Origin of the sequence: Peptoniphilus sp., assembly GCF_050943655.1 — a bacterium.
Classification (GTDB): Bacteria; Bacillota; Clostridia; order Tissierellales; family Peptoniphilaceae; genus Peptoniphilus_A.
In genome coordinates this window covers 1-19,676 of sequence record NZ_JBMNPQ010000008.1, presented here as the reverse complement: position 1 = coordinate 19,676, position 19,676 = coordinate 1, and the positions used below count along the sequence as shown (strand labels likewise).

At 32.1% G+C, this 19,676-nt stretch carries 17 protein-coding genes; 3 read left to right on the top strand and 14 right to left on the bottom strand.

The features are described 5' to 3' along the window. Positions 1 to 46: 46 nt before the first annotated feature. From ACOX6R_RS01900 to ACOX6R_RS01855, 10 genes are all read right to left on the bottom strand, one after another. Entirely contained in the window at positions 47 to 1,483 is a 1,437-nt protein-coding gene (locus tag ACOX6R_RS01900) for a sensor histidine kinase (protein ID WP_433446673.1), read from the bottom strand. Then, complete coding sequence (locus ACOX6R_RS01895) at positions 1,467 to 2,138, bottom strand: response regulator transcription factor (RefSeq protein ID WP_433446671.1); 672 nt, start codon at positions 2,136 to 2,138, stop codon at positions 1,467 to 1,469. The genes ACOX6R_RS01900 and ACOX6R_RS01895 overlap by 17 nt, the downstream gene beginning before the upstream one ends. Positions 2,139 to 2,294: 156 nt before the next feature. Then, positions 2,295 to 3,719 (bottom strand): Asp-tRNA(Asn)/Glu-tRNA(Gln) amidotransferase subunit GatB, encoded by a 1,425-nt coding sequence (gatB, locus tag ACOX6R_RS01890; protein ID WP_433446670.1) that lies wholly within the window; start codon positions 3,717 to 3,719, stop codon positions 2,295 to 2,297. Continuing rightward, on the bottom strand, positions 3,716 to 5,167 hold the full coding sequence (gene gatA / locus ACOX6R_RS01885; protein WP_433446668.1) for an Asp-tRNA(Asn)/Glu-tRNA(Gln) amidotransferase subunit GatA: 1,452 nt from the start codon (positions 5,165 to 5,167) through the stop codon (positions 3,716 to 3,718). The genes gatB and gatA overlap by 4 nt, the downstream gene beginning before the upstream one ends. Positions 5,168 to 5,176: 9 nt before the next feature. Further along, entirely contained in the window at positions 5,177 to 5,458 is a 282-nt protein-coding gene (gene gatC / locus ACOX6R_RS01880) for an Asp-tRNA(Asn)/Glu-tRNA(Gln) amidotransferase subunit GatC (RefSeq protein ID WP_433446665.1), read from the bottom strand. Further along, on the bottom strand, positions 5,451 to 7,445 hold the full coding sequence (gene ligA / locus ACOX6R_RS01875; protein WP_433446663.1) for an NAD-dependent DNA ligase LigA: 1,995 nt from the start codon (positions 7,443 to 7,445) through the stop codon (positions 5,451 to 5,453). The genes gatC and ligA overlap by 8 nt, the downstream gene beginning before the upstream one ends. Then, positions 7,445 to 9,637 carry an ATP-dependent helicase gene (locus tag ACOX6R_RS01870; RefSeq protein ID WP_433446661.1) on the bottom strand — a complete coding sequence of 731 codons (2,193 nt, stop codon included), beginning with the start codon at positions 9,635 to 9,637 and terminating at the stop codon, positions 7,445 to 7,447. The genes ligA and ACOX6R_RS01870 overlap by 1 nt, the downstream gene beginning before the upstream one ends. Before the next feature lie 40 nt (positions 9,638 to 9,677). Beyond that, positions 9,678 to 10,361, bottom strand: a complete 684-nt coding sequence (locus ACOX6R_RS01865) for a tRNA threonylcarbamoyladenosine dehydratase (RefSeq protein WP_433446658.1) — start codon at positions 10,359 to 10,361, stop codon at positions 9,678 to 9,680. 51 nt (positions 10,362 to 10,412) lie between these two features. Beyond that, the gene (locus ACOX6R_RS01860) at positions 10,413 to 11,480 is read right to left on the bottom strand and encodes an S-layer homology domain-containing protein (protein WP_433446656.1); all 1,068 of its coding nucleotides are present in this window, start codon (positions 11,478 to 11,480) and stop codon (positions 10,413 to 10,415) included. A 91-nt stretch (positions 11,481 to 11,571) separates the two neighbouring features. Next, positions 11,572 to 13,587 (bottom strand): S-layer homology domain-containing protein, encoded by a 2,016-nt coding sequence (locus ACOX6R_RS01855; protein WP_433446654.1) that lies wholly within the window; start codon positions 13,585 to 13,587, stop codon positions 11,572 to 11,574. Positions 13,588 to 13,780: 193 nt separating this feature from the next. Here ACOX6R_RS01855 and ACOX6R_RS01850 point away from each other — a divergent pair, with 193 nt between their 5' ends. Genes ACOX6R_RS01850 through ACOX6R_RS01840 form a run of 3 tightly spaced genes read left to right on the top strand, consistent with a single transcriptional unit; the run spans position 13,781 to position 15,123 of the window. Next, positions 13,781 to 14,539, top strand: a complete 759-nt coding sequence (locus ACOX6R_RS01850) for a precorrin-2 dehydrogenase/sirohydrochlorin ferrochelatase family protein (protein ID WP_433446652.1) — start codon at positions 13,781 to 13,783, stop codon at positions 14,537 to 14,539. Then, the gene (locus ACOX6R_RS01845; RefSeq protein ID WP_433446650.1) at positions 14,536 to 14,817 is read left to right on the top strand and encodes a DUF1637 domain-containing protein; all 282 of its coding nucleotides are present in this window, start codon (positions 14,536 to 14,538) and stop codon (positions 14,815 to 14,817) included. Before ACOX6R_RS01850 ends, ACOX6R_RS01845 begins: the two co-directional genes overlap by 4 nt. A 6-nt stretch (positions 14,818 to 14,823) precedes the next feature. Beyond that, on the top strand, positions 14,824 to 15,123 hold the full coding sequence (locus ACOX6R_RS01840) for a CC/Se motif family (seleno)protein (protein WP_433446648.1): 300 nt from the start codon (positions 14,824 to 14,826) through the stop codon (positions 15,121 to 15,123). A gap of 127 nt (positions 15,124 to 15,250) precedes the next feature. Here ACOX6R_RS01840 and ppsA read toward each other — a convergent pair whose 3' ends face one another. The 4 genes from ppsA to ACOX6R_RS01820 are packed head-to-tail and all read right to left on the bottom strand — an operon-like array spanning position 15,251 to position 19,612. Next, positions 15,251 to 17,593, bottom strand: coding sequence for a phosphoenolpyruvate synthase (gene ppsA / locus ACOX6R_RS01835; protein WP_433446646.1), 2,343 nt, complete (start codon positions 17,591 to 17,593; stop codon positions 15,251 to 15,253). Between the two features lie 53 nt (positions 17,594 to 17,646). Then, the gene (locus ACOX6R_RS01830) at positions 17,647 to 18,180 is read right to left on the bottom strand and encodes a class IV adenylate cyclase (protein WP_433446644.1); all 534 of its coding nucleotides are present in this window, start codon (positions 18,178 to 18,180) and stop codon (positions 17,647 to 17,649) included. Further along, complete coding sequence (locus ACOX6R_RS01825) at positions 18,180 to 18,863, bottom strand: metallophosphoesterase (protein WP_433446642.1); 684 nt, start codon at positions 18,861 to 18,863, stop codon at positions 18,180 to 18,182. The genes ACOX6R_RS01830 and ACOX6R_RS01825 overlap by 1 nt, the downstream gene beginning before the upstream one ends. A 2-nt stretch (positions 18,864 to 18,865) precedes the next feature. Beyond that, positions 18,866 to 19,612, bottom strand: a complete 747-nt coding sequence (locus ACOX6R_RS01820; RefSeq protein ID WP_433446640.1) for an ATP-binding protein — start codon at positions 19,610 to 19,612, stop codon at positions 18,866 to 18,868. Between the last annotated feature and the right edge of the window lie 64 nt (positions 19,613 to 19,676).

Genomic DNA, 19,676 nt, shown 5'->3' with positions numbered 1-19,676 from the left:
ATTTACAAAAAAACCTATCTTTCTTTAAGAAAAATAGGTTTAGTAATTATTTAGTTGCGATAAAATAGAAGTCGCTGCCTTCTCCAATTTTAGAATTTACACCATACTCAAATCCGTGCATTTCTAAAATTGTCTTTACAATATATAGACCAAGTCCAGTTCCAATTTCTGGTCTTGTGTGATTGTTTCTAACTCGATAGAACCTCTCCCAAATTCCATCAATATCTTCTTCCTTTATCCCTATACCCTTGTCGATACAGTGAAACTCTGTCTTTTTGTCGTCGCCATCTATTTTTAAAGTGATTACTTTATTTTTTGGTGAATAATTAACTGCATTATTTATTAAATTATAAACAACCTGTCTTATTTTAGATTTGTCAGCCATTATGTGCGTGTCGCCATTTACAACTATATTAAAATCGTATTCGCTACAACTTTTATTTATTTTGAAACGCTCCACAACTTCGTATACAACTTCAGCAAGGTCAAACTTTTCTTTCTTTGCCTCTTCAAGGTTTGATTCAATCTTTGATAGATCTAAGAGGTCATTAACTAAATTTGTCAAATTGTCAGCTTCTGAAATTATAGTCTCAAGATGTCTATTTCTAAGCTCTTCATTAGGCCCAGAAATATCTCTTATCATCTCACCATAGGATTTTATCACTGTCAGTGGCGTTTTAAGATCGTGGCTGACATTTGCTACTAAATCTTTTCTCATTTCAATTGTCTTAGTAAGCTCACTCTTTGCGTAGTTAAGTGTATTTGAAAGATCATCAATCTCTGTATATTCGCCTTTTTTAAACTTGACGTCATAGTCACCAGCTGCAAGTTGCTTTGCAGTATTTGACATCCTGACAAGTGGACCTGATAGCCTTTTTGAAACAAAGTATGCAACGATAAGAGCAAGTCCTAGCGATATAATTGAAATAATAACAAGTATTCTTTTTATGACATCTACTGTAGCATCTACAGGTTTAAGCACCGAGTTGATATAAAGATAATAATCTTCTCCGTCAGTATTTCCAAGAAATCCTGCATAAACAATGGAAGGATCTTTAAGGTCCTCATATCTTACTGTATAAATTTTATAAGTTCTGTTTTCCCTTTTTAGTGATCCAAAGAAGTTATCAAAATTCTCCCTAATCATTCTCGGTCTCTCAATAAACTCATCGAAAAGTCTTAGTGGATAAACCCACGCACCTGTCTCATCCAAAACTTTTATCTCAAGACCCTTGGTGTTTGCATAATTTGAAATTTTACTTTCAAAGTCTGGTGAAGTATAGTCATTTCTAAGCTCATTTCCAACTTTAGTAACCTCATGAATCTTCATTGTCTCATAAAAGCTTGATAAAAAAACAGTTTGAAAAATCCAAAGACATATTAAAATTAAAGCCGCAAAACTTACAAAATACTTCCAAAGTTTAAAGAGAATGCTGTTAGTATCAATTCTAATTCTTCTAATCTCTTTAATCTCTTGTATCAAATTTATATCCAACTCCTCTTACAGTAATAATGAATTTTCTATATTCCCCAAGAGAGTTTCTAAGCATCTTTATATGTGTGTCAACTGTTCTGTCTTCTCCGTAAAAATCATATCCCCAAACTTGATTTAAAAGCTTATCTCTTGACAATGCAATATTTTCATTCTTAACCAAATAAACTAATAAATCGTATTCTTTTGGAGTAAGTTCCACTCTCTTGTCGTCAACAAAAACAACTCTGCCGTCTAAATCAATTTTTAATCCCTCGTATGTAAGGATTTCATTGTCGTCAGTCTTACTATTTCTATTTACAATTACATTTAGTCTTGCCATTAGTTCTTTAGGTGAAAATGGTTTTGTCACATAGTCGTCTATGCCTATTTCAAAACCAAATAATTTATCGTACTCTTCACTTCTTGCAGAAAGCATTAGAACTGGTATATTTTTTATTTTCTTTATTTCTTTGTATGAAGAAAATCCATCAAGCTTTGGCATCATAATATCCATAACGATTACATCAAAATCTTCTTCTTTTACTTTTTCAATCGCTTCAATTCCGTCTTTTGCCTCTACAACCTCGTGCCCCTCAAACTCTGCATAAGTTCTAATAACTTCCCTTATGCTCTTCTCATCATCTACAACTAAAATCTTAAACATAGCATCACCTACATTATTTTTCTTTATTATATAACTTAACTGTGAATATTAAATGAAAACTTTATTATATTTAAATCATACTTTATAATTTTAAAATTGCAAACAATAAAATAAAAGACTAGAGAAATCTCTAGCCTAATAAATAAATTTTAAATTTTACTTCATCTTCTCAACTAACATTTTATTTGCCATTTGAGGGTTTGCTTTACCTCTTGATTTTTTCATTACTTGTCCAACTAAGAAACCAAGAGCTCTATCTTTTCCTGCTTTAAAGTCTTCGATTGATTGAGGATTTTCAGTTAAGACTTCGTCGACAATTTTTTCAATTTCGCCAGCATCAGAAATTTGGATAAGTCCCTTTTCTTTTATGATTTCTTCAGCAGTCTTAGAACTTTCAAACATTTCTCTTAAAACTTTTTTACCAGCATTGTTGTTAATTTTTCCGTCTTTAATATATTTTAGAAGAACTAAGAACTCATTGTGTTCAAAAGGAAGTTCAAATTCTTTTCCGTCTTCAACTTCAACTCTTCTTAAGATTTCAGTTTGAATCCAGTTAGAAAGCATGATATAGTCATCAAAATCTTCTGCCATCTCTTCAAAGAATTTTGCAAGCTCTCTTGAAGAAGTCAAAACTTTTGCATCTTCTTTTGTAATATTATATTCTTTTATGAATCTATCTATCATTGCATCTGGAAGCTCAGGCATCTTACTAACTATTTTTGCAATTTCTTCATCAGAGATATTTAGTGGTGGAAGGTCTCCATCAGGTGCAAATCTGTAGTCGTTGGCAGTATATTTTACTCTCATAAGAACTGTCTCATTTAGTGAGTCGTCCCATCTTCTTGTTGTCTTTATTTCGTCCTTGTGGTTTTCTAAAATATCAATGTGTCTCTTTGTCTCAAAGTCAATTGCCTTTTCAACACCTCTAAAGGAGTTTAGGTTTTTGACCTCTGTTATGGCAGTTTTTTCGCCAGTTTCTGTGTTTTTAACATTGACGTTTACATCACATCTTAGTGAACCTTCTTCCATCTTGCAGTCAGATATTCCCAAAAATCTCAATGTTGATTTTAATTTTTCCAAAAACTCACGCGCCTCTGCCCCATTTGAAATATCTGGTTTAGTAACTATTTCAATTAGAGGGACTCCACATCTGTTGTAGTCCATAAGTGTCTCGTCACTTTCTGTGTGAAGAGATTTAGCTGTATCCTCTTCCATTTGAATTTGGAAGATACCAATCTTTTTAGGACCATCTTCTGTTTCAATTTCCAAATAACCTTCTGTGCAAATTGGTTTGTCATTTTGAGTTATTTGATATCCCTTAGTAAGGTCTGGATAAAAATAGTTTTTTCTGTCGAACTTTGATTTATTATTTATAGTACAGTTTAAAGCTGTTCCAGCCATTACTGTATAATCAATTACATCTTTATTAAGAACTGGTAGTCCTCCAGGAAGAGCTAAACACACAGGGCACACATTTGTGTTTGGTTCGTCGCCAAAGGAGTTTTTACAAGAACAAAATGCTTTTGTCTCAGTTGAAAGTTCTACGTGGATTTCTAATCCTACAATTGTTTGATAGCTCATTTTTGTAAACTCCTTTCGAATCCAAGTGCTGCACTGAGTAAGTCTTTATCTTTAAATCTCTTTCCTGTAAATTCTATGCCAACTGAAAGGCCATTTTCACCAAGTGGCATTGGCAAAGATATTGATGGTGAACCAATCATATTTGCAGGGATAGTAAATAAGTCAGATTGATAAATTTCTGTAAGTGACATCTCGCTATCAATCTTAAGTGATAGACAAGGCGCTGTTGGACAAAGCATTATATCAAATGATTTGTATAACTCGTCCATTTCTTTTATTATAAGGCCTCTAACTTTTTGGGCTTTTTCATAATAATCTTTTGCAAAGTCAAGAGATAAGATGTGAGTTCCAATCATGATTCTTCTCTTTACTTCGTCGCCAAATCCTTCGCCTCTAGATATTTTATACATTTCTTCAATGTCTTTAAATTCTTTATCAGTTCTGTGGCCATAACGCACAGAATCAAATCTTGCCATGTTAGAAGAAATTTCTCCATTAACTAAGATGTTATAAGTTTCAATTAAATATTTTAGAGAATCAATTTTATATGGTTCAACAATTGCGCCATTTGCCTTTAAAATATTTATAGCTTTGTCAAATTCACTCTTAACTTCTTTATCAAGATCCATTTCTAAAAATGAACTTGGTATTGCAAATTTAACGCCCTTTAAGTTTTCTTCTAAATCTGTGTCATAATTAAATTCATATTTTAAATCTGGATTTCCTACTGATGTGGCATCTCTCTTATCTCTTCCTTCAATAATATTTGCCATTGTTATTACATCTCTTACATCAGATGCAATAACACCTGGTTGGTCAAAGGTATTTGCCATTGATGCAACGCCATATCTTGAAACAGATCCATAAGTTGGTTTAAATCCAACTGTTCCACAAAAGCTTGAAGGCTGTCTTACTGATCCGCCTGTATCAGTTCCAATAGATATTGCAGCTTGATTAGATGCAATAGATGCAGCAGAACCTCCAGATGATCCACCAGATACTCTAGTTAAATCAAGTGGATTTTTGGTCACACCAAAATAAGAAGTTCTAGTTGATTGGCCCATTGCAAATTCGTCAAGGTTTACCTTTCCAAGTATAATACCATCATTTTCTTTTATTTTTTTAACTAATGTCGCATCATATGGTGATACATAATTTTCAAGCATTCTAGAGCCGCAAGTCATTCTTACATTTTTTACTGAAATATTGTCCTTTACAGAAATAGGAATTCCAGCAATTTCAGAAAGTTCTTCTCTGTTCTTAAATTTTTCATCGACTTCTTTGGCTCTTTTTGTAGCTTCTTCTTCCATTAGAGAGATATAGGCGTTTATGTCTTTATCTACTTCTTTTATTTTTTCAAAATAATTTTTCGTGATTTCTTCACATGAAAAATCTTTATTTCTAAGTCCATTGGCAATTTCCCATGCCTTTAGTTCAAATAAATTCAAGATGGCCCCCTATTCTACAAATTTAATTAATTTGAAATATCCATATTTTTTTGAAGGTGCATTTTCTAGAGCTTCTTCCTCTGAAAGTGACTCTGAAATTTCATCTTCTCTAAAATTATTTTCAGTTCCATTTACTTGAGAAACTTCTTCGATTCCTTCAGTATCAACTTCTTTTATCTTTTCAATTAATACTAAATTTTCGTTAAACTTTTCTTCAAATTCTTCTAGTTCTTCATCAGAAAAATGAATTTGTGCAATGTCAGCTATATGCTTTATTTCTTTTTTATCCATTTGAACCTCCTATTAAGTCCAATAATTCATCAAGACTAATTATTTTTACACCAAGGTCTTTGGCTTTGTCATATTTTGAACCAGGATTTTCTCCCATTAGAAGATAATCAGTGTTCTTGCTAACAGACCCTGTAACTTTTGCCCCTTCACTTGTCAATATCTCTGTAATTTCTTTTCTAGGTCTATCCATAGTTCCAGTTATTACAAAGGTCAAGTTCTCTAACTTTTGGGTTTTCTTTTTGGTATCAGTATATTTAGGTTTTACACCAAATTCCAACAGTTCGTCAATAGCATTTTTATTTATATCATTGGCAAAGAATTTTACAATTTCTGAAGCTGTAATTTCTCCAATGTCACCAACATTTACTAAATCCTCTGCCTTTGCATGTCTAATATTTTCAAAGCTTTTATAATGGTCTGCCAAGTCATTTGCAGTCTTTATTCCAACATTTAAAATCCCAAGCGCATAAATAAAATTTGCAAGCTCAACATCTTTTGAGTTTTCAATTGCATTTAAAATATTATTTGTTCTCTTCTCTTTAAAGCCCTCTATTTTTAATAAATCTTCTGCTTTTAATCTATAAATGTCTGGAATCTCATGCAAGTGAACGGCCGACATTAATTTTTTAATTGTCTTTTCACTAAATCCATATATATCCATGGCATCTCTTGATGCAAAATGAGTCAGTCTAGAAACTAGCTGCGGTTCACAAGATAGCGTGTTTGGACAGAATATGTGAACTCCGTTTTGGTAAAGAGGGAAATTGCACGATGGGCAGTGAGTCGGTTTTTTAATCTCTTCTGTCTTTGTTTCTGTCGGAAGTGCGCCCATAATTTCTGGAATTACATCATTTGATCTTCTAATCAAAACTCTTGAACCGAGTCTTAGTTTTTTTCTTAGAATATCGTCATAATTATTTAAGGTTGCCCTTTTAATAGTTACTCCACCAATTTCAACTGGATCAAGGATTGCCGTAGGAGTTACTTTTGAAGTTCTTCCAACATTCCAGATAACTTCTCTTAAAACTGTTGATGATTCTTCTGCCTCAAACTTATAGGCAATTGCCCACCTTGGGAATTTATTTGTATATCCCATGAGTCTTCTAGTCTTAAAGTCATTTACTTTTATAGTTGCACCATCGATTAAAATATCTAATTTATTTCTATTGTCTTCAATATTATTTATTTCTTTTATGATACCGTCGAAAGACTTCACTTTATAATTAACATTAGATGTCTTAAAACCTTCATTTTTTAAAAACTCCTTCATCTCATCGTCGTTTTTAAAAAGTTCTTCTTCAGTGTATCCAATATTATAAAAGTAAGCTGTTAAGTTTCTCCTCTTTGTCTCTTTTGGATCAAGGTTTCTAAGAGCTCCGGCTGCTGCGTTTCTTGCATTCTTTAACTTTTCTTCATTTTCTTCATTATACTTTGCAAGTTCAGATAGTGGCATAAGTCCTTCGCCCTGAATTTCTAAAGTGCCCTTGTAATTTATTTTAAGTGGGATTGAATAAATTGTCTTTATTTGGTCTAAAATTTCTTCTCCAATTATACCATTTCCACGAGTTGAGGCCATCTTTAACATTCCATCTTCATAGGTTAAATTTATTGTCAAGCCGTCAAACTTAAGCTCAATTATAAATTCAGGTTCAGGAAGCTTATCATCGTTTTTAGAATTATAATCCTTAACGAAGTTTTGTATTCTGTTAAACCAATCGCGAAGCTCATCTTCACTCTGTGCCTTGTCAAGTGAATATAGTCTTGCTAAATGTGTGTGCTTTTCAAATTTTTCAAGTATTGCACCACCAACTCTTGTCGTTGGAGAATATTGAAGTACAGTTCCTGTTTCCTTTTCAAGAGCAAGGAGTTTATTGTAAAGCGTATCATACTCTTTGTCAGAAACAATTGGATCATCAAGTGTGTAGTAATGATAGTTTAACTTATCAATCTCTTCAATTAGATCCTTCATCTCTTGAATTTTATCCATTAATCCACCACCTTTAATGGAGCAACAGATAACATGAGTTTCTTGAGACCTTTTTTGTCAAAAGAAACTACAACTTCATAATCTCCATTCTTCTCTTTCTTTTGAACGACCATGCCCTTGCCAAAGATTTTGTGTTTAACTTTATCGCCAACTTTAATATCTTTTGTATCGGAGGCTCCCTGTTCACTAGGTTTAGTAGATGTTGCGCTCATTCCAGTAAATTTAGTACTTTTCTTAGTTTGGTAACCATAGTCCACAACATTTACGAGATTTTTATTTTTATCTTCTATAATCTCAATTGTGTCTTGCATCTCGCCAATAAATCTTGATTTTATTGCAGGAGTTGAACGTCCAAAAATAGTTCTTGTCCTGCATGATGAAATATATAACTCATCTTCTGCTCTAGTTGCCCCAACATAGCAGAGCCTTCTTTCTTCTTCAAGGTCTTCTTCATCGTCAAGTGATCGTGAATTTGGGAAAAGTCCCTCTTCCATTCCAACTAAGAATACCACTTTAAATTCAAGACCCTTGGCTGAGTGAAGAGTCATAAGATTTACACCAGTATCTTCTGAAGTCTTATCAACATCAGATAAAAGCGATAGAGTATTTAAATATTCAGCAAGTTCAACGCCCTCTTTGTCATACTCCATAATGTTTGAATGAAGCTCTTCTATGTTTTCAAGTCTAGTCTTGGCTTCGATTGTATTTTGAAGTCTCAAATCTTCTACATAGCCACTTTCATACAGCACTTCTTCAAAGATTTGTCCAACTGTCATTTCTTTTGAACGTTCGCGCAAAAGTTTTAAAACATTGCCAAAACTCTTTACATTCTTTCTCGCCCTTATGTTTAAATCTTCATAACTATCTATTTCTGTTACGACTGTATAAAATGAAAGATTATTTTTGTCTGCATATTCTAAAATATCATTTACAGTTGTCTCGCCAATGCCTCTTTTTGGTCTATTTATAATTCTTGCAAGGCTCACATTGTCATAGGGATTGCTTATTACTTTTAAATATGCAAGTACATCTTTAACTTCCATCCTGTCGTAGAACTTAAGTCCTCCAACAATTTTATATGGAATTCTCTCTCTAACTAGTGCCTCTTCAAATCCCCTTGACTGAGCATTAGTTCTGTAAAGAATTGCCATGTCCTTAAAAGCTCTTCCCTTATAGTTTAGAGCAGCTATTTTTTCCACTACTCCATACTCTTCTTCGTAAGAATCCCTAAACTCTTTATATTTTACACTTTCTCCAACACCGCGAGATGTCCAGAGATTTTTATCGAGTCTTTCGCTATTATTTTGAATTACAGTATTTGCAACATTTAAAATATTTTGAGTGGAACGATAATTTTGTTCAAGTTTTATCGTCTTAGCTCCTGGAAAGTCCTTTTCAAAGTTTAAAATATTTCTTATGTCTGCGCCCCTCCATTTATAAATGGATTGGTCATTATCTCCAACAACAGTAAGGTTTGGATCCTTCCCTGCAATTAACTTAATAAGTTCATATTGGATGCCATTAGTATCTTGATACTCGTCCACAAAAATATATTCAAATTTATTTTGATAGAATTTTAGAATATCATCATTTGATTTTAAAAGTTCTACAGTTTTAATAAGTAAATCGTCAAAATCAAGTGCATTGTTTGACTTTAATTTATTTTCATATGAACTGTAAAGCTCTCCAATATTTTTCTTATAAAAATCTGTCTCGTTTTCTCTAATATATGTCTTAGGATCAATTCCCTGGTTTTTTATATTCGAAATATTTGAAATTACAGCTCTTGGACTATACATATCTTTATTTAGTCCTAATTCTTTTATCGCTTCTTTAACCACTGTGAGTTGGTCGTCGCGATCATAAATTGTAAAGTTTTGTGTATATCCTAGCTTTTCAATATTTCTTCTTAAAATTCTAACGCAAATAGAGTGGAATGTTCCAATCCACATTGAGTCAACATTTTTATCAATCAAAGCGCTGACTCTGTCCTTCATTTCGTTAGCTGCTTTATTTGTAAAAGTAATTGCCAAAATTTTCCATTCAGCAACATTTAAGTCTTCAATTAAGTATGCAATTTTGCTCGTCACAACTCGAGTCTTTCCACTGCCAGCTCCTGCTAAAATAAGCACTGGCCCCTCTGTGGCAAGCAAAGCTTCTTTTTGTTTGTCATTTAAAGTATTAATATCCATATTTTCACCCATTTGTAAATATTATATGTTTTTTTAGCTATTAATTCAAATTTAATATGTCTCTTATGACGAAGAAGGTCAGTATCATTCCACAAACAGGCGGAACAAAAGAAATTGATCCAGGAGTCCTGTTACTTGTCTTAATTGGAATCTCTCTTGAGCAGACGACTGGCACATTTTTAATTCCCTTTTCTTTTAATTTTTTTCGCATTACTCGCGCCAAGGGATCGTTTTTCGTCTTCTCAATTTTTGTAATTTCAAAAGCTGTCGGGTCAAGTCTATTTCCTGCTCCCATTGAAGAAATTATTTTAATATTAAGCTCTGTCGCAATTTCTATTAGCTCAATCTTTGAAGTGACAGTGTCAATTGCATCGACTATGTAGTCATAATCATTAAAATTAATATCTTGTGCAGTCTCTTTTGAAAAATTTATATTATATTTATCGATTTTTAATTCTGGGTTTACCGAAAGAAGTCTTTCTTCTGCAACATCAGTCTTGTTTTTTCCTATGCTATCCATAGTTGCAAAAATTTGCCTATTTATATTAGTTACATCAAAAACATCTTTATCGACAATACCTATTCTGCCAATGCCAGATCTTGCCATGGTCTCTGCACAAGAACCGCCAACTCCACCAAGTCCAAAAATAAGCACTGATTTTGATTTTATTTTTTCAATATCTTCTGAAGATAACATTATCTCCATTCTATTTAAAAAATCCATTTTTCCTCCAACTAGAAATGGCTGTCTATTTAAAACAGCCATTTTATAAATTTAATTTAATTTTATATCCATTAGACTATTGTTTTTTAAATTTCCACTGCCTGATACAATATCACCTATTTTATAGACTCTACTTGTGTGAATTGTAATAATATTATCTTTGGCAAAATTAGAATTGTCAGTTTCTCTAATTCTAACTTTTAAATATTTTACACTTCCGCCGTCTAAAATATCAGTAACTTCTCCCGAGAAATTTACAGTTTCATTCGTCTCTTTCTCTTCGACTGGCATATCCTTAGATGAATCATCATTAATTATTGATTCTCCCAAGTCATCCTTAATTTCACCTTCATTATTACTCATATCATCAGCTGTATTATCTTCTATAGGTTTTTTCTCGTCATCTGGAATTAAAGACTCTCCCGCTGAGTTGTCATCTTCAATTACTGAACTATTATCTTCAGTCCATCTTAATGTTCTTGATGTAATGGCAGCCATCTCGCTTCGTCTTATTGCCTTATTTCCATTAAATAATCCATCGGAACCTGTTGCAGAAAATATTTTTGCATTGACAAGCTCTGGCAAATACTTTAGAGTCATCGGTGCAATTTTATCTTTATCTGTGTATTTTAAATTTGATGTATCTGTGCTCTCGTTAATTTTAAAAGCTCTGGCAAAGTAAACTGCAATTGAGTTTCTATTTGGATAAACTCTTGATTCAATAAAGCCGCGTTTTTTTGCCTCTGTCAAAGTTTTTTCCGTAATAGTTCCCTCTTCAATATTAAAAGCAACAGCATCTCTTGCCCAGCTTGGGACTCCATTTGCATTTAATAATTCTAAATTCTTATTAACTGCATCATTTAATGTATCTTTCGATGGATTTTTAATAGTCTTTATAATTTCCATAGTCTCTAAAAAGCTTACAGCATTATTTGGCTTAAAACTTCCATCTTCGTAGCCTTTTAAAATATTTTTATCAGAAAGCTCATTTATATATTCATAGGCCCAAGCGACATTACCACTTCGCTTAACATCTTTAAATTCTTTTGCAAAAATATTATTTGGCATCATCAGTGCCACAATAACTAAATTAAGAGTTAAAATATTTTTCTTTTTCATCTCATCACTCCAAACTATATTATAACATAGGATTAAGTGAGAGCAATAAAAAATAGAAGCCCCAAAGAGCTTCTACTTTATAATTTAATTATTAATAATATGCGTTAACGTCTCTATCAGAATCTCTATATCCATTATTAGCATAACGATCATATGGTCTGAAATCTCTTAAGTCTTTAAAAGTTGATTTAGAGTCTGTATCAAGTTCTTTTCCAGGATTACCTAATTCTCTTTCTTCTATAATTTTAAGTTCATCCCTGTCATTCAACACACCGTTGATTTGTAAAACTGTATATTGTTTATAAGGGTTTTTGCTTCCTAGATAAACATATCCTGTTGGCTTTATTTCTTTATTGTCAGATTGAATAACTAATGCTTTGTTGCTTATTTCTTTATCTTCAAAGAATGGATTGTTATTGTAGTCATATCTAACAACTTGTACCATTGCATTTACAATAGAATCCTTATCGATTTTATAAATTCTATCAACATAGCCATCTCTATCTAATTCAATTAATGCATATTTTCCAACTAAATCTTTAGGTTGTGAATCAGAAAGATTTTCATTAATCATTACTTCAACATCTCTAGATAGTTTGTATTCAGCTCTTCCTCCAGAAGATTTTTCAAGAATTAAATATCCTGAATTATAGCTACCTCCCTTGTCGTAATCAACAATCTTTCCTGTTAGAGTTTGACTTTCATTTAAATTTCCAAGTCCTAGAGCTACTTTGTAAGAAGTGCTTAGTGTCACTTCATCACCAACTCTAATGTTTCCTAAGTCTCTTGTGTCATTAGTTGTGTAGAATTCGTAAATCTTCTTATCTTTTAATTTTAGTCTTAGTGTTCCATTAGCTCTGTCGATGTCATTTAGATAAGTTACTTCACCTTTTACTACAGCATTTTTAGGGAATAATTTAAGTTCTGAAATTTCATTTTTGTCATTAGTTTTAAATTCAACTAAGTCTTCACTCTTAATTGTTCCAAGGTTTATGCTATTTCCAAATGCTTCAAGTTTTGCATCTTTTGCAACTTTAAAAGTCTTAGTGTCTGAAGTTGAAATTTTTGCTGTTGTCTTGAAGTTAAGATCTTTATCACTGCTTCTATATCTTATAGTTATTTCGTCTTTAGATGAATCAAGTGAATTTACATAACCAACTGAGTCTAGGTTTGCGTTTTTAATAGTTACAACTTTAGCAGTTCCTAATTTGTCGTCTCCAGAAAGTTTAGTGTATTCTACTTCAATTTCTTGACCGTTCTTAACATCTTCATATTTTGCATCTTTGTCTCCAAGTTTATACTTTGTCATAGTATTAATAGAGAAAGAATATTTGTTGTTTCCTGATTCGATTATAAGAACATCGGCACCATTTAGTTTAGTAACCATTAATACTTTACCTGTCATCTTTTCAGTTTTAGCATTAACTCCGTTCTTTTCTACATAGTCATAGCTCATCTTAGTGATTTTTGCCATTTCTGAACGTCTGATGTATCTGTCGCCTTCGAAATTTCCATCAGATCCTGTTGCAGAAAAGATTCCTTCTTTAACTAGTGATGCAAGATATCCTCTAGTTGTTGCGTTAATTTTATCTTTGTCATTGTGTTTTAATAGAGATTCGTCTCCACTATTTGATAGTCCAAGACCTTTTGCGAAAAATACTGCAATGTCAGCTCTTACTGGGAATTTTTGATCTTTGTAATCAAAGAATCCATTTTCATTTGCGTTTTTTAGAACTGATTCGCTTATAATTCCTTTAGAAAGAGCGTATGAAGTACATTCTTTTGCCCATTCTTTAACACCATTGTCAGTGGCAATTTTTCCATATTTTTCAACTGCTTCTTTAACTTCAGCATCACTTGGGTTAATAATTTCAAATAGTAATTTTAAAGTTTCTTCTAATGAAACAGGTCTTTCAGGTTTAAAAGTACCATCTTCGTAACCTTCAATAACTCCTTTATCACTTAAAGTATCAATGTAATCATATGCCCAAGAATACTTGTTTGATTTCGTAACATCTTTAAACTCTTTTGCAAATGCAACGCTTGGCATAAGTGTAGCTGCTGCTAAACCAATCGCTGCTATTCTTTTTAGATTATTAGATTTCATATTTCTAACCTCCATATCCTAAATACATACTATCATTATTATAACACACAAAAGCGGCTCAAATAGTAAGTTATATTACATTTGTATTTCAGAAATACTAAATTTATGCTAAAATGTTTGATTTAATTAATATGCAATAATATACGAGTAATTTAATGCGTTATAGGGTATAATGGAGTAAAGGAGTGATGCTATGCGTTTTTTACCGGTTGGACTTGACACAGCCCACAAAAATATCCTTATATTTGGCGGAGGTTTCCTCGCTCTATCTGCACTAAAATCTGTAATAGACACGGAAGCAGAAATATATATGATTGCAGAAAGCTTTGGCGGAGAAATCTTAGAAATCGAAAAAAATTCTGAAGGCAAATTAAAGCTTAAGGAAATGGAAATACCAAATGATTTTCAGTTTATGGGTTATGATTTTGTTATCATAGCTACGGAGAACTTTGAATTAAATGAAGCTCTAGAAAATCGAGCGTCAGCTAGAAATATGATTTATGAGCGCTATGATATATTTTCAAAATCAAATATGTCAATTAATAAATCTGTAACTCATGGACCACTTACTTTTAGTATCAATGACTCAAGGTTAAACCCTACTATTACAGATATTATTTATGAGGATTTACAAAAGTTTGCGAAAAACTATGATCTTGAAAAAATAAAAATTTTAAATGAAATTAGATCAGAACTTGTTCGCAAAAATTCTCAAGATATAGACGAAATTATTAGAAAACTTTATAAAGAAGAAGTTATTAATCTTTCTACTTTCTTAAAAGGTATGGAAGATTATAAAATTGAGGACATTGATACTACGAATAATTTCATAGAACACATTACAGAAGGAAAAGACCTTAATCTTGAAAAAGAAGAAGAGCCAGAAGAAGCTATAACAGAAGGTCTTGAAGTAGTTGAAAAGGAAAAAGAAACGGACGAGGTGAAGGAATGAAGGCATTTTTGTCTAATAGTCCAGGAAAATCTTTTAGCGATGAAAATTATACAGTAATAAAAAAATCACTTGCTAATAATGAAGTTGTAGATAAACACTCTCACCCTGGCAATGATGTTATTATTACAATTGTAAAAGGAAAAATTAAAGTTCTTGTCGACGATGAAGAAAAATACGAACTTGATCCTGGCAAAATTTTAAAGTTTGACGGCGTTAACTCTGTTGCAATAAAGGCCATAGAACCTAGCGACTTTTTTGTGACATTAATTAAGAAATAGATGCCTATGAAAATACAAATATCAAGGGAAGCAAAAGAATATTTAGAAAACAAGTCAGCAGAAGAATTTACAGTGGAGACATTTGCTGCACAGTCTTGTTGTACAGGCGGAATGCCAATGCCATATGTTTATCCCGGTCCACCAAAGACTAGATCAAAAAACTACAATGTCTTTATCGAAGAAGGCTACAAAATCTACATTGAAAATGTAATTAAATTTAAAGAAGATACTTGCAATGTAGAAATTGAAAAATATTTATTTTCAAAAAGCCTAACAGCATTATTTTTTGATTATAAACATATGTAAGTCTTTTTGACTAATTTTATAAATAATCGCATAGATGAATGAACTTAATACTTTACAAAAAAAACGAAGATGCTTTAAAAATCAAAACATCTTCGTTTTATTATTTTAAACTAAATATATTATATTATTATAAGCTTCTTAATTTTTTAAGAATTATTTTTTGCTCAACAGAAGCTACAAGTCTTCTTGTATATTCTACAGTATCTGGATTTACTGACATTGATGTAATTCCACATTCTACTAAGAATTCTGCAAGCTCAGGATATTGACTTGGTCCTTGTCCACAGATTGAGCAAGTGATTCCTTTTTTGTTTGCAGCGTCAATTATTGTCTTAAGTGCAATTTTAACCGCGTCGTTTCTTTCGTCAAAATATCCCATATTATTTAATATTCCAGAGTCTCTGTCTGCACCCATTACTAGTTGAGTAAGGTCATTTGATCCAATTGAGAATCCATCAACAAGTTCAGCGAACTCTTCAGCTTGAAGTACTACAGATGGAACTTCTGCCATTATCCAAATTTTGAAGTTCTTAGATTGAACTAGTCCTTCTTCTGCCATTATTCCCTTAACAACTTTTAATTCTTCAGGAGTTCTAACAAATGGAAGCATTGCAATAACATTAGTAAGTCCGTATTCTTCTCTTACCTTTCTCATTGCTCTACATTCAAGTCTAAATCCTTCTTCGTATTCAGGTGAAATGTATCTAGAAACACCTCTCCAACCGATCATTGGGTTTGCTTCTATAGGTTCTACTTCGTCTCCACCCTTTAGTCCTCTAAATTCATTAGTTCTAAAGTCACTCATTCTTACAACAAGGTTTCTTGGGAAGATTGCTTGTGCAACTTTGGAGATTCCTTCTGAAAGTTTTTCTATCATAAGGTCTCCTTGACCTGTTTTAACTAAATACATTGGGTGAGCACCAATCATGTTAGTGAAGATAAATTCTGTTCTCATAAGTCCAATTCCATCGAATGGTAGAGATTTATATTTATCAATTAAATCTGGTTCGCCAAGGTTCATGTAAATCTTTGTTGCTGTTGTTGGAGCAAGTAGGCTTCTGATTTCGTCTAAATTAGCAATTGAAGCACTATTATTTGTTTGAGTTTCTTTTTCTTTTGCTTCTTCTTTTAGAACTTCTCCTTCAAACACAATACCTCTTGTTGCATCAACAGTTACAACATCTCCTGTTTTTAAAACTTTAGTAGCAGTTTTTGAACCAACGATACAAGGAATTTGAAGTTCACGAGATACTATTGCTGCGTGACAAGTTCTTCCACCTTCGTCTGTAACAACTCCTGCACATTTTCTCATTGCTGGCACCATGTCAGGGTTAGTCATCTCAGTTACTAAGATGTCTCCTTCTTCGATTTTGTTAATTTCAGAGATATCTTTTATAAGTTTTACCTTACCTCTTCCAATTCCTGGAGAAGCTGGTAGTCCTTTAACTAAAGTTACAAGTTTTTCTTTTTCTTCTGATTTAATTGTAGTAATTGGTCTTGATTGTAAGAAATAAAATTCTTTTGTATCAGCGTCAAATCCCCATTCAGTATCTTGAACTGAACCGTAAAGTTCTTCAACTTTAAGTCCTCTTTCGATTAGAGTTTGTAGTTCTTCTGGTGATAAAGCTTCGCTCTTTATAGCTCCTTCGCCAAGGATATCCTTAACTTTAACTACTTCTGTTCCAACTGTATCTTTTTTCTTTATTACCATGTATTCTTTTTCGCTGATATTTTTTTCTATTACTTTTCTTGTTTTTTTGTCGATAATATATTCATCTGGAGTAACAATACCAGAAACTACTGCTTCACCTAAGCCGTAGCTTGCGTTAATCATCATCTCATCAGTGTTTGAATTGATTGGGTTTGCAGTAAACATTACACCTGATTTTTCAGAGTTTACCATTTTTTGAACAACAACAGATAGAGCTACATCGAAGTGATCAAATTTTTGTTTTTCCCTGTAATAAATTGCTCTTGATGTCCAAAGTGATGCAAAGCAATCTCTAATATGTTTAAGAAGTTCTTCTTCACCACTGATATGAAGGTAAGTATCTTGTTGTCCTGCAAAGGATGCATCAGGAAGGTCTTCTGCTGTTGCTGAAGATCTAACGGCAACTTCTGGATCTTTAACATTAATTAGTTCAGAAAATTCTCTGTAAGCAGATAAAATTTCTTCTTCTAGTTCTGGATCAAATTCTTTTTCAACAATTTTTTCTTGAATTTGTTTAGAAGCATTTTCAAGTTCGTCAATGTCATCAACATCTACTGCTTCCATCAAAACTTTTACAATTTCATCAAGCTCAGCATATTCGATGAATTTTTTGTATCCACCTGCTGTTACGCAAAATCCTGGAGGCACTGGTAAACCAAAGCTTGTAAGCTCTCCTAAGTTTGCTCCTTTACCACCAACGATTCCTACATCGTCTTTGCCAATTTCATCGAACCATTTAATATAATTATACTTAGTCATAACATCCCCCTTTAAGATATAAATATTATAACATAATTATTATATATGTCACACTATTTTTTTAAATTTTCTTTTAGCTCTGCAATAGAAAGTGTCGAAATATTTTCTCTATCTATCTCTAACTTGTCTACAAAGCTGTAAATTTCATTAATTGATGGCCCTTCGACTTCCACATACGCATAGGGATAAGTCGCTTCATCCCACTTGTCTATGTCTATAGTTAGGCCCTCATAAACATATTTTGTCCTCTCTTTAGTTCCCTTATAGATATCATCATAACCTAAAAGCTCTAAAATTTTTAATAGTTCATCCTCATCGTCAATTTCAACTGTATGCTCAATATTGTCTCTTACCTTTTTTGTTGAAACATTCTCTTTAAATGTAAAATATTTTTTAATTTCGCCTTTAGTTTCTGAAACTCTTATTCTAAGATATCCTGTTTCTTTTAAAATAGGATGTTTGTATGAATTAATTGTTATATTTACTTGGTTTTCTTTTCTGACAAACTCTGCTCCCAAAAGCTTTAATTTTTCTTCAAAAGCATCTGTGTCAATATTTAAAATTTTTACCTCTATTTCTCGCTCCATTAATCCTCCCTAATTAACTTTAAATCAAAATCTAAATAGTCACTTGCTACAAAAATATACTCAACACCCAAAAATTCACCTTCAAATTTAAATTTATGACCTTTGCCATGTAAGTGACCATAGACGCATTTTTCTACTCCATATTCACTTAATGTTTTGGAAAATTCATTTGGTGTTAAATCCTGATTAAAAGGTGGATAATGAAGCATTGCAATAATTTTTTTATTTTTGGCCGTATCAAGAGAATTCTTTAGCCTTCCCACTTCCCTCATATATATCTTTTCATCATTTTCTGAAAATTCAAATGAGTCACGCGCAGCCCAACCACGAGTGCCGACAATTGAATAGTCACCATATTCATAGGAATTGTTGTGCAAAAATTTTGTCTTCTTTAAATTTAAAGACTCCATTTTGTTCATTGAAGACCACCAGTAGTCGTGATTTCCTTTTGAAATTATCTTTATCCCAGGTAGATTATCTATTCTCTCTAAATCAAGACGAGCATCTTCAAGTTTTAATCCCCAAGAGATGTCTCCTGGAAGTAGCACTAAGTCGTCTTCTTTAACAGTTTTTTTCCAATTGTCTATGATTTTTTCTTCATGGTTTTCCCAATTGAGACCAAAAATATCCATAGGTTTTTCTTTTGAAAAGTCAAAATGTAAATCTCCTATAGCGTAAATCATATTCACCTCAAATTTATTAAATTGTAATTCATATTATTTTTATCTAATAACTCAATTTCTCTCTTTGAACTTGTGAAAATTAAAATTTGTCCATAATTTTCTAAAAATTTCAAAGTTTTATTTAGCCTGTAATCATCGTAAGAATCAAAATGTCCGTCCAACACGAGCGGTAGCTTTTCTTTAGATAGAATCTTTGCCATTGCGATTCTAAAAGAAAAGTAAATTTGATCTATTGTGCCAAGGCTTAAATTTTCTACATCGACATAATTATTTAGACTGCTGTCCAAAACTTTTATATTGAAGTCTTTATCTATAATAATTTGTTCGTATTTTTTATTCGTAATAGCAGATAGTGTCTCTTCCATTGCACTTTTAAGCTTTGGCAAATAACTATCTCTATTATTATCAATAGTAAATAAGAGCTTATCTCTTGCGAGAGTTATATCTTGAAGGTCCTTAATATGTTTTTTCTTTTTCTTCTTTAGTGTCATGGCTCTTTCTTCCAAGTCCTTTAATCTTTCTACAGATGATTCAAGTGAAGAAATTTTTCCATTTAAATTAGATATTTGAAGCTTCTTGTTTCTAATTTCTAGATCCAACTCTTCTAAAGTTTTTTCTTTATAAACTTTTTCTGCTGTAAAACCATCTTCTAATCTATTTAATTCATCTTTCTTCCTTGAGATTAAAAGCTTAAAGTCATCTGTATCTTTATTTAAAAATATTTCTCTAAGCGATGCAATACTTTCCACATTGTATTTAGAAAAGATACGCTTTAATTTTTCTTCATCTTCTAAAATAGATTAGAAGATGGTT